This is a genomic window from Pseudomonadota bacterium (genome assembly GCA_041395565.1).
Taxonomy (GTDB): domain Bacteria; phylum Pseudomonadota; class Gammaproteobacteria; order UBA9214; family UBA9214; genus UBA9214.
Genome location: JAWLAI010000004.1, coordinates 144408 through 159876, shown reverse-complemented (window position 1 = coordinate 159876; position 15469 = coordinate 144408). Strand labels below are relative to the sequence as shown.

Sequence of the window (15469 nt, the reverse complement as noted above, 5' to 3'; positions counted from 1 at the left end):
GGCCAGAGACCAAGAATGTGCGTATACCGAAGCTAGCAAAAGGCGCCCTGCTCGCACTGTCCCTGGCCGGCTCCGGCTGCCTGGACGCGGGAGAACTCGCGCTGTTCGCCGGACAGGGTGCGGATGTCAACTTGCCGGACATCATACCGAAGTTGTTCCGGCAGGAAATAGAGATGGACCCCACGTATTTCTGGGGCCTGAACTACAGCCGCGAAATCGAACTGCAGGGCCACAACCCGGTGTCCCGGTTCCTGCTCGACTATGGCATCACGCCCGAGTGGGAGGTACAGCTCACCAAGCACCGTGGTCTGCAGGACAATTACGAGGCGCACCTCGCCTGGCTGCTGCGCACCGGCAACCTCGAACTGGGTTCGATCGCGACGGTCAATCTCGCCACCGGCATGGGCCCCTCCTACGCCTTCAGCAAACCGACCTACGAGGACGGCCCGGACGGACAACCCAACCAGGGCGAGTACCAGTTCCAGAACTACATCACCTTCGAACTCGAATTCGGAACGCCCGTCCTGCCGGACTGGTCGCTGGCCCTGCGCGTGCATCACCGCTCCGGCATGTACGGCCTGATAGCGCCACGGCGGGTCGGCTCGAATTTCTTCGCCCTCGGCATCCGCCACACCTTCTAGAACCTATCTCATTATTCCCCATTCCCCGCCCGGTCTGCGTGCCGCGACCACGGCCACCCGGCATGGGGTATCATAGCCACGACGCAGCAATCCCGCGGCCGTGACCGCGGCGATAGGCACTCTGGCAGGTTTCGGCATGCGTGGCGCGAGCGTCGTTTCCCGCGCCGACCGGCACGGCAGAGCCGCATTCACCCGGGGTCAGACGGGTTGCGCCGGCCAAGCGCACCGCGCCCGCGTCAGCACCCGGCACCAGGACCTGAACACATGCAGCAGGACAAGCGCACCACCCCCAGTTACCCACCCGCCGGCCTGGCGCGCCGCCTGGTAGCCATGTTTTACGACACCCTCCTGCTGCTCTCCGCGCTGCTGGTAGCGACTGCCGTGGTGATGATGCTGACGCGCGGCACGCTCTCCTATCACAACCCCTGGTACAAGAGCCTGCTGTTCCTGATCTGGTTCTCCTTCTACACCTGGTTCTGGCTGCACGGCGGCCAGACCCTGGGAATGCGCGCCTGGCGGCTGCGCGTGCAACGCATCGACGGACGCCCCATCACCATCTGGCAGGCGCTGTTGCGCTTCATGGTCGCGATACCGTCGCTGGCCCTGGGGGGGTTGGGCTTCTTCTGGATGCTGCTCGACCCGAACAGGATGACGCTGTATGACCGGCTCTCGGAATCCGTCATGGTGGTACTGCCACGGCAGCAGCGCTGAGCGGCCGCCCGGCCCGTGCCACGCAGGCGCACGCAGCTCAGACCTTGCCGGCCTCCAGGCGCCGCACCGCGCGGATACCGATGAGCAGGAACAGCACGTTCGGGATCAGCATGGTGACGAGCGGCGGCAACCGGTAGACCTGCCCCACCTGGGCAGCCATCTGGCTGAGGATGTAGAAACCGAAACCCACCAGCACACCCACGAAGATGCGCTGCCCTGCACTGACCGAACGCAGGCTGCCGAACACGAAGGGCACGGAAATGAACAGCATCACCAGCGCCGCCACCGGCGTCATAAAGCGGCCCCAGAACGCGAATCGGTACTGGCTGGTATCGAGCCCGTTGTCGGCAAGGTAGCCCACGAGCTGATCCAGATCCGCTACCGACATGTGCTTCGGCTTGAGCATGACGATGCCCAGCAGATCCGGCGTCAGCAGCGATGGCCACGACACCGTATCGAAGCGACTGATGCCGATACCGCCATCGGAGAGACTCGACTGCTGCACCCCGTGCAACACCCATTGACCGTCACGGAACTCCGCATGCGTGGCGCGCGTCGCCACCCGCAGATGCGCGCTGTCATCGAACTCGTATACCGTCAGGTCCGCGAGGCGTTCGCGGTCCAGTACGCGCCGGGCATTGATGAACAGGCGGTCGTCGCGCACCCACAGACCCTCCCCGCCCAGGAAACTGATACCCCGGGTCGCGGCCGTCACGCGCAGGTGCTGGCCGTATTGCTCGGCGACCGGCGCCACGGCCTCGCCGACAAACACCACGACCACCAGCATCATGACACCGGCCTGCAGGACAGCGCGCACGATGCGCCAGACCGACAGGCCGCCGGCACGCATGGCGATGAGTTCGCTGTTGGCTGCGAGCGTGCCCATGCCCATCAGACTGCCGAGCAGCGCCGCCATGGGAAACAGCTCGTACACACTCTGCGGCATGGTGAGCGCGACATACTGCAGCATGGTGAGCATGGTATAGCCACCACGCCCGACGTCCTCGATCTGGTCGATCACGGTAAAGAAAATGTCCAGACCGACCACCACCAGCAGCGCCACGAGCGTGCCGCCGGCGACCACGCTGCCGATGTAGCGGTCGATCAGCTTCATCGCACCAAGCCCAGCCGGCACAGGAGCGGACGCCCCTGGTACAGCAACAATGTCATGACAACCGGCAGCAGCGACACCCACCAGAGACCGAGCAGCGGCGGCACGCTGCCCTTGCCCACCCAGACCTTGGCCGTAACCAGCAGGTTGTAGTAGATGACGAACATCAGCACGGCCAGCACCAACCGTCCGTAGCGCCCCTGGCGCGGCCCGCCGCGGGTCAGCGGCACGGCCAGGAGTACGAGTACGATGACCGACAGCGGCATGGACAGGCGCCACTGCAATTCGGCGATGTCCCAGGTGTCGCCGGATGCGAGCAGGCGTCGGGTCGGCACGGATTCGCGCAGATCGCCGGGGTCCACGGCATCCGGCAGGTCGACACGTACGCCATAGCGGCCGAATTGCATGATCCGGTAGTTCGCCGTGCCCGGCGTCCCCTCGTAGCGGTAGCCGTCGTACAGCACCAGGAAGTCATCGCCGCTGGCGGGATCGGTCGTGCGCTCGGCGGTCTTCGCGGTCAGCAGCTGCGCCGGCTGCCCCTGCCCGTCCTTGCCGCGCACCACGATGAACAGATTCTCCATGTGCGTGCGATCCTCGGACAAGCGCTCGGCATAGAAGGTTACCCGGCCGCCATGCAGGTCGTTGAATCGGCCGGCACCGAGCACGGTGAGATCGGCCTGCTGCCGGGCTACCGCCCTGAGCCGGTCGCTCTTGCCCTGCACCTGGGGACTGACGAACAGCGACAGCCAGGCGATCAGCACCGCGACCAACCCGGCGAGCAGCAGCAGCGGCCGGTAGATGCGTCCGGGACCGACGCCGCACGCCGACATGACCACCATCTCGTTATCACGGTACAGCCGGCTGAGCGCGAGCACCACGCCCAGCGCCAGGGCAAAAGGCACCACCAGCACCAGGTACTTGACCATCTGCAGACCCAGCAGGTTGAAGATCAGACTGCCGGGGATATTGCCTTCCGCCGCATCGGCCAGGTACTGCACCAGGCGGTTGCTGACCAGTACCAGCCACAGCACGACGGTCACCGCCAGCCAACCGGAGACGACTTCTTTCAGCAGGTAGCGGTCGAAGATTTTCAGCATGTATCCGGAACCGGAAACCCTGTGAAAATCACGGCAGCTTCCAGTACACTCCCTTGTCAAGTCGATGCCCCGGACGGGCATCTGTTGGAACTGCGGCTACCGTATACCACCCGGCCCGCTAACTGCAATCACGACGACAATCAGTTGAGGGATGTTGTATGAAATTCTCCGTCAAGTGCGAGGACCCGGCCGGCAGCAAGACCGACTGCCTGATCCTGGGTGTATTCGAACATCGCAAGCTGTCCGACGCCGCCAGCCGGTTCGACCAGACGGCAGGCGGACTGCTGGCCAGGCTGCTCGCCGGCGGAGACATGGACGGCAAGTGCGGCCAGACCCTGCTGACACACTATCCGCAGGGTGCGAAATGCGAGCGCGTACTGCTGGTCGGCTGCGGCAAGGCCGATGGGCTCGACGACCGCGCCTATCGCAAGATCATCGCCGCCGCGATCCAGGCCGTGCGCGACTGCGGTGCGCGCGATGCACTCAGTCACCTCGCCGATCTGGACGTCAGCGGCTGCGACCAGTACCACAAGGTACGCGCCCACGTGGAAGTCACCCGCAGCATGCTGTACGCACCCGACCGGCTCAAGAGCAAGCAGGACAAGAACGTCCGGCCGCTGCGCCGCATGGCCGTGAACGTCCATACCGAGGCACAGGAGACGGCACGCAAGGCGCTCACGCACGGCGAGGCGATTGCGAACGGCGTGGAACTCGCACGTACACTTGGCAATCTGCCGGGCAATATCTGTACACCATCCTACCTGGCCGGCCAGGCGCGTGAACTGGGCAAGTCCAGCCCACGTCTGAAGGTCAGTGTCATGGACGAAGCTACCATGAAGAAACATGGCATGGGCGCCTTGCTGTCGGTCGCGCGCGGCAGCGACGAGCCGGCGAAGCTGATCACGCTGCAGTACAGCGGCGGCAAGCCCGGCACGCGGCCGGTGGTGCTGGTCGGCAAGGGTGTCACCTTCGACTCCGGCGGCATCTCAATCAAGCCGGCTGCAGCCATGGATGAAATGAAATTCGACATGTGCGGCGCCGCGAGCGTGCTGGGCACGCTCAAGGCCTGCGTGGAAATGAGCCTGCCACTCAATGTGGTCGGCGTGATCCCGACTACCGAGAACCTGCCCGGCGGGCGTGCCAGCAAACCGGGTGATATCGTGACCAGCATGTCGGGCCAGACCATCGAGATCCTGAACACCGACGCCGAGGGCCGCCTGATCCTGTGCGATGCACTGACCTACAGCAAGCGCTTCAAGCCGGATGTCGTGATCGACATCGCCACCCTGACCGGCGCCTGCGTGGTGGCACTGGGCGCCCATGCTGCCGGCCTGCTCAGCAACGACGACACCCTGGCCTCCGATCTGCTCGCTGCAGGCACGGCAGCAGGTGACCGCGCCTGGCAGCTGCCGCTGTGGGACGACTACCAGCCCCAGCTCGATAGCAACTTCGCCGACATGGCGAACATCGGCGGGCGCGAGGCCGGCACCATCACCGCGGCCTGCTTCCTGGCGCGCTTCACCAAGGAGTATCACTGGGCGCATCTCGACATTGCCGGAGTGGCCTGGAAAGGCGGCAAGGAAAAAGGCGCAACGGGGCGGCCGGTCTCCCTGCTCACCCAGTACCTGTTGGACCGCTGCGCCGACTGATGACGCAGGTTGATTTCTACATCCTGCAGGAAGACGGCGCGGATGCACGCCCCCTGTTTACCTGTCGGCTGACCGAAAAGGCCTATAAGCAGGGACATCGGGTGTTCATCAACACCGAGTCCGAGGCGCAGATGAAACAGCTGGACGACTTGCTGTGGAGCTTTCGTGCGGGCAGTTTCCTCCCCCACGCGGTATACGCCGGCAGCCGGGACGACACAGCACCGGTCCTGCTCGGTCACGCGCTCGAACCGGATGGCCCCGAGGATGTCCTGGTCAACCTCGGCAGCACAGTACCGACCTGGTTCGGACGCTTCCGGCGCGTGGCCGAACTGGTCGGCGGCGACGAGACAGCACGCGCTGCAGCGCGCACGCGCTACCGCTTCTACCAGGACCGGGGCTATACCTTGAACACGCACAAGCTATGAAGGATGAATACAGCGAGCTGCCGGTTGATTCCGAGGGGGTCCCCATCCTCACCGATATCGTGGATGAGGATGAACTGCTCGCTGCCGAGCCGGTGCCGGAAGAGCTGGAGGAACTGGAGGAGCTGGAAGAACTGGAAGGCGGCGGCCTGACGACGGCCGAGCTTGCCGAGACGCTGCTCGCCAGCGAACTGTTCCAACAGCAGCTCGACGAAATCGCCGCGGAGCTGACCCGCGGCATCAGGCTGCAGGTCGAGCAGACCCTCGGTATCGCCATAGAGAACGTGATCAACCAGGCCCTGGACGACAACAACGTCCGTTCCTTCGAACTGATCCGCACCCAGCTGGAGGATGCCCTCCCCGGGTTGCTGGCCAAGGCCCTGCAGGACGAAGGCTACGTACCCTGAGCCAGCGCTCCGGGCATTTCGCCTGCCGTCGGGTATAATCTCCGGCCTTGAACAGCCAGGCCCGGCCGGAATCGAAGCACATGGAAAAGACCTACAATCCGCACGCCATCGAGCAGCACTGGTACGAAACCTGGGAGCGGCAGGGCTATTTCGCCCCATCCGGCGCCGGAAACCCCTACTGCATCATGATCCCGCCGCCGAACGTCACCGGCAGCCTGCACATGGGTCATGCCTTCCAGGACACGCTGATGGATGCGCTGACACGCTATCATCGCATGCGCGGCAACAATACGCTCTGGCAGGCCGGTACCGACCATGCCGGCATCGCGACCCAGATGGTGGTGGAGCGCCAGCTCGCCGCCACAGGCGTCACGCGTCACGACCTGGGACGCGCGGAATTCATCCGCCGCATCTGGGAATGGAAGCATGAATCCGGCGGCACGATCACACGCCAGCTGCGTCGCATGGGCGCATCCCTGGACTGGTCCCACGAGCGCTTCACCATGGACGAGGGCCTATCCGATGCGGTGAAGGAAACCTTCGTGCGACTGTACGAGGAAGGCCTGATCTATCGCGGCAAGCGCCTGGTAAACTGGGACCCGGTCCTGCACACGGCAGTGTCCGATCTCGAGGTGGTGGCGGAAGAGGAAGCCGGTCATCTCTGGCACATGCGCTATCCGCTCGCGGACGGATCCGGGCATCTGGTGGTGGCGACCACCCGGCCGGAAACGATGCTCGGCGACACGGCTGTCGCAGTTCATCCGCAGGATGAACGCTACCTTGCACAGATCGGGAAGAACATCCGCCTCCCGCTCACCGGCCGCGAGATCCCGATCATCGCGGACGACTATGTCGACCCCGAATTCGGTACCGGCTGCGTAAAGATCACGCCGGCGCACGATTTCAACGATTACGAGATGGGCAAGCGACATGACCTGCCCATGATCAATATCTTTACCGTCGACGCCTGCATCAATGACACTGTCGATTGCGCCTACCAGGGCCTGGACCGCTACGAGGCACGCAAGCGTATCGTTGCCGATCTGCAGGCACAGGGCTTGCTGGAGAAGATCGAGGATCACCGCCTGATGGTGCCACGTGGCGACCGCTCCGGCACGGTCGTTGAACCTTACCTGACCGACCAGTGGTTCGTACGGATCGCCCCGCTGGCGGAGCCGGCGATACGCGCGGTCGAGGACGGCACCATCCGTTTCGTGCCCGACAACTGGAAAAACACCTATTTCGAGTGGATGCGCAATATCCAGGATTGGTGCATCTCGCGCCAGATCTGGTGGGGCCATCGCATCCCGGCCTGGTACGACGACGACGGCAATGTCTACGTCGGACGTTCGGAAACCGAGGTACGTTCGACTTACCAGCTCGGCAGGAGCGTGCCACTGGCACAGGACGAGGACGTCCTCGACACCTGGTTCTCGTCGGCGCTCTGGCCGTTCAGCACGCTTGGCTGGCCGCAACAGACCGAGGAACTAGCGACTTTCTATCCCACCAGCGTACTGGTCACCGGCTTCGACATCATCTTCTTCTGGGTCGCGCGTATGATCATGATGGGTCTCAAGTTCATGGACGATGTTCCGTTCCGCGAGATCTATATACACGGCCTGGTGCGTGATGCGCACGGCAACAAGATGTCGAAGTCCAAGGGCAATGTGCTCGACCCGATCGACCTGATCGACGGCATCGACCTGGAATCTCTGGTGGCCAAACGTCGCTCCGCCCTGATGCAACCGCAGATGGCCGACCGTATCGAACGCCAGACCCGCAAAGATTTTCCCGATGGTATCCCTGCCTACGGCACCGACGCCCTGCGCTTCACTTTTGCCGCGCTAGCCTCCACCGGCCGCGATATCAATTTCGACCTGGGTCGGATCGAAGGCTATAGAAACTTCTGCAACAAGCTGTGGAATGCCGCACGCTATGTGCTTATGAACACGGAAGACCAGGACTGCGGACAGTCCGGCGGCGACATCGAGCTCACTGCCGCCGATCGTTGGATCATATCGCAATTGCAGGACACCGCCCGAACCGTGCAGGATGCCATCGGAAACTATCGCTTCGATCACGCCGCCCAGGCCATGTATGCCTTCATGTGGGACGAGTACTGCGACTGGTATCTGGAATTCTCCAGCCGGTGCTGACCGACCCGGGCAGCAGTGCCGCCGCCTTGCGCGGCACCCGCCGCACGCTCGTGCAGGTCATGGAAGCGGTGCTGAGACTGATCCACCCGCTGATACCGTTCATCAGCGAGGAAATATGGCAGCGCATGGCACCGCTCGCGGGCGTGTCCGGCAAGACAATCATGCTGCAACCCTACCCGCTACCCGACCAGGCGGGGATGGACAGCGCTGCAACAGCCGAGATCAGCTGGGTCAAGGAATTCATCAACGGTGTTCGCAGAATCCGCAGCGGCAGCAACATCGACCCGCGCCGGATGCTCCCCGTCCTGCTGCAGGACGGCACAGAGGGCGACCGAATATTGCTCGAGCGCAACCGCCATTACCTGAGCACGGTCGGCCGTATCGAGTCCGTGACCTGGCTGGATGCCGGAGCAACCGCGCCGGAATCCTCCACCGCGCTGGTAGGCAACATGAAATTGCTGATTCCGCTCGCCGGACTGATCGACAAGGACGCAGAAGTGCAACGGCTGCAGAAAGAGCTGGAGCGCCGCCGCGGGGAGCTGTCACGCTGCGAGCAGAAGCTCGCCAATGCCGGCTTTGTCGACAAGGCTCCCGCCGAGGTCGTCGAGAAAGAGCGGCAACGTGCGAACGAGCTTCAGGCTGCGGTCACCAGCCTGGAAGTACAGCTGGAGAAAATCCGGTCGCTGTGATCAGACGCCGGCCAACCTCATCACCAGCTTTACCACACCCCACACGGAGAGGATAAACACTAGCGTCAGCAACAGGCCAATAATGATGTATTGCGACGGCTTGCCGTGCGTGAAATCCTTTTCGCGGTTTTTGTTACTCTGTACCCCGAACATGCTGGCCAGCACGCTGAATAACACCTCCCGTAACGAAGGCGCTTTGCGTTCCTGAATGTCGTTGCTTTCCATGATCACCTCGTAGGCGGGCTAGCGGTATTGTACAGGCCGCCCCAGGCCCCGCAACCCGGGCTCCATACCTGACTGGTGGATGATCTCCCGATTTGCAGGCGCCGCCGCACCTCCCCGACCATGTCCACATCTGACTGAAAGATTTAAGTTTTTTGCGATCCGTGCCGATACAACGGCGTGATCGTGGAGAATATATATATTTCTTTAGAATCAGTCTGTTATGTGACGCGGTTCGCGAACCCGGCAACGTGATCCGGGCCACATATCCCGTTATGCAGACGATACCTGAAGGATCCTTGAGTGATTCAGAGTCAGTGATATGAGCACGATTTTGATAATTGACGACCAGCTGACCAGTCGCCAGATACTCAAGCAACTGGTCAGCACCATCGAGCAGAACCTAGTCGTGCAGGACTTTGCCAATCCGCTCGAGGCACTGGCCTGGGTATCCAGGAACCCCGTGGATCTCGTTCTCGTCGACTACAAAATGCCCGAAATGAACGGGGTCGAATTCATTCGCAAGTACCGCATGAGTCCGACATCCGCGCATGTGCCTGTCATCATGGTCACATCCATCGAAGACCGCAATGTGCGCTATGAGGCGCTGGGTGTAGGCGCCACCGATTTCCTGATGAAACCGGTTGACCACCACGAATGCCGCGCACGCTGCCGGAATCTGCTGACTCAGCACCAGCAGTACAAGATCATCAGTGACAGATCACGTTGGCTTGAGCGCCGTGTCGCCGAAGCGACCAGCGAAATACGCATGCGCGAGCGCGAAACATTACTCAGGCTCGCACGAGCCGGCGAATATCGTGACGAAGAAACCGGCAACCACATTATCCGGATGGCGAAATACTCGAGAATCATCGCTGAGGAACTCGGTCTCTCACGCGACGAAGCCGAGGTCATCGAAATGGCCGCGCCCATGCACGACATTGGTAAGATCGGGATCCGTGATGACATCTTGCTCAAACCTGGAAAACTCACGCCGGAAGAATTCGAGGTGATGAAAACCCACACCATCATCGGGTACGAGATTCTCAAGGATAGCCCGTCGAAATTTCTCCAGATGGGCGGAATCATCGCACTAGGACATCATGAAAAGTACGACGGCAGCGGTTACCCCTATGGGAAGAAAGGCGATGAAATCCCTATCGAGGCGAGAATTGTTGCAGTCGCGGATGTTTTCGATGCGCTAGTATCGGAACGGCCGTACAAGAATGCCTGGTCCACATCGGCAGCACTTGAATACATGCAAAGTCACCGCGGCAGACATTTCGACCCGCAGGTACTGGACGCCTTCAATAAGCAGATCGATGCTGTATCAAAGATACAAGGATTGTTGCCCGATATAAAAGCAAAACATAGTGAATCGGTATGAAAGCAATAGCATCGATAACTAAAAATATATTCGCCAGATATTTAATACCTAACTATAAGCTAACCGAAGATGGCAAAAGCGAATTTCAGCAAGCGATCATCCGTGTTGTAATTTTAAGTGCGACACTAGCCTATTTCATTGCACGCTCCTATATCCATGGCTCGCACAATATCTCTACAGAGCCAATGGTTGTTCTCGTTAGTCTATTTGTTGCTGCCTCTTTCGCCAACATACTAAGCTTTAGGTTTGTTCCGGACAGATGCCCAGTTAGACGAACGCTCACTTTATTAGTGGATCTCAGCGTACTTTCCTACGGTCTACATTTAGGAGAGGATGCTTCCACAATATGCTTCTCAATATATCTCTGGCTCATGGTTGGCTATGGTCTTAGGTATGGACAGAATTATCTGATCGCTGCAACAGTTATCGGCGCAATCGAGTTTTACTTTGTATTGCAACATACCGAATATTGGTTGGAACAAAAGACCGCGGGAATCGGTCTTTTAATAGGACTGATCATCCTTCCAATCTTTTTCTCATCACTCCTTAGAAAACTTACTTCTGCAAAGGCGCAAGCGGAAGAAGCCAGCAAATCTAAAAGTCAATTCCTGGCAAATATGAGCCATGAAATTCGCACCCCATTGAATGGGGTGATATGCATGAGCGAACTCCTTCGTAACACGCATTTAGATGACGAACAAAAAGAACTCGCCTTCACGCTAAATGCTTCCGCGAAATCTTTATTATCACTGATTGAAGACATCCTTGATATATCAAAAATCGAGGCAGGCCGTTTAACGCTTGAAGAAACACCTTTTGATTTACATCGACTTTTCAATAACATCACGACCATGATGCGTGTACAATCCGACTCAAAAGGACTGTTACTTAAATTATGTATTTCGCATAGCACACCATTCAAACTCATTGGTGATCCGCATCACCTAAGACAGGTTTTTGTCAACCTTATTGGCAACGCCATTAAGTTTACCGACGCCGGATCTGTTTCTCTAAAAATATCTAGCGTTTCTGAAAATGAAAAATCTGTAAAAATCCGCTTTGAGGTCATCGACACCGGCATTGGCATTGCCAAAGACGCACAAAGAAATATTTTCGATAGTTTTACTCAAGCCGACAGCTCCACAACGAGAAAATATGGTGGTACTGGATTAGGAACCACAATATCGAAACAAATTGTTGAGCTCATGGGCGGTCAAATCGGACTGGAGAGCTCCGTAGGACAGGGAAGCAAATTTTGGGCAGAAATTCCCTTTGCAAAGGAATTTATAAATGATAAATACGACTACAGTGAAATCGAATCTATACGAGTATTTGTTATATCGAAAGAAAAAACAGATGACATATTAAAGTTATTAACTGACTTACAGCTAGAAACATACTGGCATTCTAGTGTCGATGATATTGCAAAGACCATAAGTAGCACTACTCGTCGCCCTACACTCACAACAGTTATCGTGGATAATATCGCACAAGAATTTGCATTGAATGAAATCTACAATGCCATCGAAGAAAATCACACGCTACAAAGCATTCCCTTTATAGTTCTATCAGAGCACCCTGATTCAGACTGCATTCAGACAAATATTCCTACGCGCACAAATATTTATCATACACCGCCAAATGGCGTAGCGCTTTATAACACACTACATCTAGCCAACATTTCACGGATTGAAGATAGTGAGAGCAACCAGTTGATTAGAACATCAACTGATAAAAAATTCGTCTCCCGCAAACTCAATATATTGATTGCTGAAGATAACCGCACAAATCAACTTGTAATAACAAAGATCATGGAGCGCGCTGGACATGTTCCGCATATTGTAAATAATGGGCAAGAGGCGCTGGATGCGCTTGAAAGGGATGATTACGACTTGATTATTTTGGATATGCAAATGCCAATAATGGGCGGCGTAGAGGCCGCAAAAATATACAACTATTCAACACCTTCTTCTGATAAATCACCTATTATTATTTTGACCGCCAACGCAACCAAGGAAGCGCTTGAAGAATGCGAAAATGCAAATGTTGACGCCTACTTAACCAAGCCCATAAACATACAAAAGCTACTAACCACGATAGACAAACTTGTCAGCACTGCTGATAGAACCAGTCGCAACAGCAGTCCAAATACAGCGCCTCATCAAACGAGTAAATCAAGCGACTCAGCAGCGCCGCTTATTGAATTTAGCGTTATAGAATCTATAAGAGAGCTATCAACGAATGATGACTTTTTTGTAAGTCTTGTTTCTGGATACATTAATGACTCACGCACTCTAATTAACAAAATGGAGCAAGCCATCGCCTCTAAGGATTACGCTAGATTTAATGAACATGCGCACGCTCTAAAGGGAAGCTCAGGCAGTATTGGCGCAATTCAGATGTACAATCTATGCAGCGAAACCAAACTGAAGAAATACAATGCTACGACATATATTTCCCTGCTAAAGGAAATTAAATTAGTTTTCGAGAGTACAACAGAGGCACTTCTTGAAGCTATACCTGCTGATCAAGCAGGCATGATCAAATCAATTTAATAGGCTCAAGCAACTGATTTACGCATTCACATTTACCTTCTCCTCCAGCGGATTCACAAGCGACTTCGCCATTTTATCCTGAGAGCGTACTAATCTTTCCATTACTTTTAACTCTTTTGGAGTTAGCGACAACGCCGCGTCAACCCAAATTTCACCGACATCCATCATCTCCTGGAATCTAACAGGATTAATTCTATTCCTCACTTTTAACACAGCATTTCGAGTATTACTGGTTTTATCAATCTTCCGTATAAAATTCATTACATCGTCTTTACAATCACCACTTTCAGATAGAAGGTGTATTAAACCCATTTCATAGAGCTCTTCAGCATTATAAATTCTTCCGCTAAGAATCATCTTTTCTACTCGAGCAGAATCAAGTCGCCTCGCCAGAAAGCTATATGCGCCCATGCCTGGAAACATGTTAAATAAGACTTCTGGGAACCCTAACTGGACTGTTTTTTCAGCAACAATATAGTCACACGATAATGCGCCCTCGAACCCAGCACCTAACGCATTACCTCTAATCATTGATATAGTTGTTATTGGCATGTCCATATTTGTATAAATGTTATACATTACTTCTATACTCAGTCTCATATACTCACTGAGCCTTTTTTTGTCTGACGAATTAATACAATCTAAAAACAATCTCAAATCACCTCCCAAACTAAAAACACCGGGCTTATGAGACCCAAAAACGATATACCTTACTTTTGATCGCCCCTCTATCGCCAGTTCTGACGAAATAGTATTTTTTACGACATGGAGGAATCGGTTTAGATCGTTCAAAAGCTGAGGTGTGAAGCAAGGACGCGGATGTGGGTTCATATAACACCACATCACGCCGGATTCTTGGTCAAATTCTGTCACTAATTGGTTATAAAACTGAGAAAGCACTCCTTTATTATTCTTATCCATAGAAACACCTCCGATGGTTTCTGCAGTTAACTGACTCGTGTGGACTGCAACAAAACTCTAGTATTTGTATTGTTTTCAATATGAATACTTACATATCTCTGCAGATGCAGGCAAATGATTACTTGCAGGCCGCAACTTAAAGTTTTTATCAATACAAAACAATACATTATGCGTCATACAGATGCGCGCTGGTGATCGTTTTTCAGCGCATGAGCCGCCACGATCGCCTTTGGATCGACTTTCAGCAGGACCATGGCGCCGATCATAAACAAAACCAACAGCGACAACAAACCGACGCGCGAGCTTTCGGTCAGAACGCCGACCCAACCCATCATGATCGGTCCAATGATGGCTGCGAACTTGCCGAGCATATTGTAAAAACCGAAGAATTCCGCCGTGCGGCCTTCCGGTATCATCCGCGCGTAGAGCGACCGGCTCAGCGCCTGTACCCCACCCTGGGCAAGCCCGATCATGAGTGCCAGCAGGTAAAACTCGATTGCCGTGCTCATCAGCGAGGCCCAGACGGTAACGACCGTGTAAATTCCCAGCCCGGCAATAATACCTGCCTTGGGTCCATACCGGCCACCAAGCCAACCGAACACCAGCGCCGCAGGAAAGCCAACAAACTGCGTTATTAGCAGCGCGGCTATGAGACTGTTCTGATCGAAACCGAGCGATAGCCCGTAATCGACAGCCATGCGTATGATCGTGTCGATGCCATCGATGTAGAGCCAGTAGGCAATCAGGAACAGCCATACATGGCGCAAGGCCCGTACCTCGTGCAGGGTATGCCAGATACGCGTGAAGCCCTGCCGCACGTAATACCCTGCACCGGCTGTTGCCGCCTTCCACGGCTCGTCCACCAGCAGCATCAACGGCAGCGAAAACACCAGCCACCAACATGCCACGACGAGGAACGAGAGCTTGACCGCGGCAATACCGTCAGCGAGGCCGAACCAGGAAGGATGCATGGTCATAAGCACATTGACTGCCAGCAGCACCCCCCCACCCAGATAACCCAACGAGAAACCAAGCGCGGAAACCTGGTCGACATTCCCCGTATCGGACACGAACGGCAGTAGCGAATCGTAAAAGACATTGCTGCCGGAGAATCCTATTAGCGAGATCACGTAAAATCCCGCAGCCAGCTGCCAGTCGCCCTGCCCCACGAGATACAGACTGCCGGTCATCAGCACACCGAGAAAAGCAAATCCGAACAGCATGGCCTTGCGCCGGCTCATGCTGTCCGCGATCGCACCCAGCACCGGTGCCATCAGCACGATGATCAGGCTGGCCAGGGAATTGGCCATGCCGAGCCGAAAGGTGCTGTCGACCGCGCTGAGGCCGTCGTTCCAGTATTCCTTGAAAAAGACCGGGAAAAAGCCCGCCATGACAGTTGTTGAATAGGCGGAATTTGCCCAGTCATAAAATGCCCAGCCCCACTTCTGTCGCGCATTGCTCATGGTTGCTTTACACCCCGGATCGATCCTGCTATGGATAA

12 protein-coding genes and 1 pseudogene are annotated in these 15469 nt (G+C 56.5%); 8 read left to right on the top strand and 5 right to left on the bottom strand.

What is annotated here, in order from left to right; genetic code table 11:
• Positions 1-17: 17 nt before the first annotated feature.
• Both R3F42_06640 and R3F42_06635 read left to right on the top strand, forming a co-directional pair.
• Entirely contained in the window at positions 18-641 is a 624-nt protein-coding gene (locus R3F42_06640) for a hypothetical protein (protein MEZ5541704.1), read from the top strand.
• Between the two features lie 264 nt (positions 642-905).
• Positions 906-1352, top strand: coding sequence for an RDD family protein (locus tag R3F42_06635; protein MEZ5541703.1), 447 nt, complete (start codon positions 906-908; stop codon positions 1350-1352).
• A gap of 37 nt (positions 1353-1389) precedes the next feature.
• On the opposite strand, the gene lptG is transcribed toward R3F42_06635, so the two are convergent.
• Positions 1390-2466 (bottom strand): LPS export ABC transporter permease LptG, encoded by a 1077-nt coding sequence (gene lptG, locus R3F42_06630; protein MEZ5541702.1) that lies wholly within the window; start codon positions 2464-2466, stop codon positions 1390-1392.
• Positions 2463-3560: an LPS export ABC transporter permease LptF gene (gene lptF / locus R3F42_06625; GenBank protein MEZ5541701.1), complete on the bottom strand. Its 1098-nt coding sequence runs from the start codon at positions 3558-3560 to the stop codon at positions 2463-2465. The genes lptG and lptF overlap by 4 nt, the downstream gene beginning before the upstream one ends.
• A gap of 158 nt (positions 3561-3718) precedes the next feature.
• On the opposite strand from lptF, the gene R3F42_06620 reads away from it, so the two are divergent.
• The 4 genes and pseudogenes from R3F42_06620 to R3F42_06605 all read left to right on the top strand — a co-directional run bounded on the left by R3F42_06620 (position 3719) and on the right by R3F42_06605 (position 8883).
• Positions 3719-5209: a leucyl aminopeptidase gene (locus R3F42_06620; GenBank protein MEZ5541700.1), complete on the top strand. Its 1491-nt coding sequence runs from the start codon at positions 3719-3721 to the stop codon at positions 5207-5209.
• The gene (locus tag R3F42_06615) at positions 5209-5634 is read left to right on the top strand and encodes a DNA polymerase III subunit chi (protein ID MEZ5541699.1); all 426 of its coding nucleotides are present in this window, start codon (positions 5209-5211) and stop codon (positions 5632-5634) included. Before R3F42_06620 ends, R3F42_06615 begins: the two co-directional genes overlap by 1 nt.
• The gene (locus tag R3F42_06610) at positions 5631-6038 is read left to right on the top strand and encodes a hypothetical protein (protein MEZ5541698.1); all 408 of its coding nucleotides are present in this window, start codon (positions 5631-5633) and stop codon (positions 6036-6038) included. Before R3F42_06615 ends, R3F42_06610 begins: the two co-directional genes overlap by 4 nt.
• Before the next feature lie 80 nt (positions 6039-6118).
• Positions 6119-8883 (top strand): annotated as a pseudogene (locus R3F42_06605) (valine--tRNA ligase).
• On the opposite strand, the gene R3F42_06600 reads toward R3F42_06605, so the two are convergent.
• Positions 8884-9108: a DUF2970 domain-containing protein gene (locus tag R3F42_06600; protein MEZ5541697.1), complete on the bottom strand. Its 225-nt coding sequence runs from the start codon at positions 9106-9108 to the stop codon at positions 8884-8886.
• A 319-nt stretch (positions 9109-9427) separates the two neighbouring features.
• On the opposite strand from R3F42_06600, the gene R3F42_06595 reads away from it, so the two are divergent.
• Entirely contained in the window at positions 9428-10492 is a 1065-nt protein-coding gene (locus R3F42_06595) for a response regulator (GenBank protein ID MEZ5541696.1), read from the top strand.
• A complete protein-coding gene (locus R3F42_06590) occupies positions 10489-13047 on the top strand; it encodes an ATP-binding protein (protein ID MEZ5541695.1) in 2559 nt (852 codons plus the stop codon). The genes R3F42_06595 and R3F42_06590 overlap by 4 nt, the downstream gene beginning before the upstream one ends.
• A gap of 18 nt (positions 13048-13065) precedes the next feature.
• Here R3F42_06590 and R3F42_06585 read toward each other — a convergent pair whose 3' ends face one another.
• Entirely contained in the window at positions 13066-13968 is a 903-nt protein-coding gene (locus R3F42_06585) for a crotonase/enoyl-CoA hydratase family protein (protein ID MEZ5541694.1), read from the bottom strand.
• A gap of 173 nt (positions 13969-14141) precedes the next feature.
• A complete protein-coding gene (locus tag R3F42_06580) occupies positions 14142-15431 on the bottom strand; it encodes an MFS transporter (GenBank protein MEZ5541693.1) in 1290 nt (429 codons plus the stop codon).
• Positions 15432-15469 lie beyond the last annotated feature (38 nt).

Coding starts and splice junctions, on each gene's coding strand:
- R3F42_06635 (MEZ5541703.1), top strand. CDS start 906: ATGCAGCAGGACAAGCGCACCACCCCCAGTTACCCACCCGCCGGCCTG.
- lptG (MEZ5541702.1), bottom strand. CDS start 2,466: ATGAAGCTGATCGACCGCTACATCGGCAGCGTGGTCGCCGGCGGCACG.
- lptF (MEZ5541701.1), bottom strand. CDS start 3,560: ATGCTGAAAATCTTCGACCGCTACCTGCTGAAAGAAGTCGTCTCCGGT.
- R3F42_06620 (MEZ5541700.1), top strand. CDS start 3,719: ATGAAATTCTCCGTCAAGTGCGAGGACCCGGCCGGCAGCAAGACCGAC.
- R3F42_06615 (MEZ5541699.1), top strand. CDS start 5,209: ATGACGCAGGTTGATTTCTACATCCTGCAGGAAGACGGCGCGGATGCA.
- R3F42_06610 (MEZ5541698.1), top strand. CDS start 5,631: ATGAAGGATGAATACAGCGAGCTGCCGGTTGATTCCGAGGGGGTCCCC.
- R3F42_06600 (MEZ5541697.1), bottom strand. CDS start 9,108: ATGGAAAGCAACGACATTCAGGAACGCAAAGCGCCTTCGTTACGGGAG.
- R3F42_06595 (MEZ5541696.1), top strand. CDS start 9,428: ATGAGCACGATTTTGATAATTGACGACCAGCTGACCAGTCGCCAGATA.
- R3F42_06590 (MEZ5541695.1), top strand. CDS start 10,489: ATGAAAGCAATAGCATCGATAACTAAAAATATATTCGCCAGATATTTA.
- R3F42_06585 (MEZ5541694.1), bottom strand. CDS start 13,968: ATGGATAAGAATAATAAAGGAGTGCTTTCTCAGTTTTATAACCAATTA.
- R3F42_06580 (MEZ5541693.1), bottom strand. CDS start 15,431: ATGAGCAATGCGCGACAGAAGTGGGGCTGGGCATTTTATGACTGGGCA.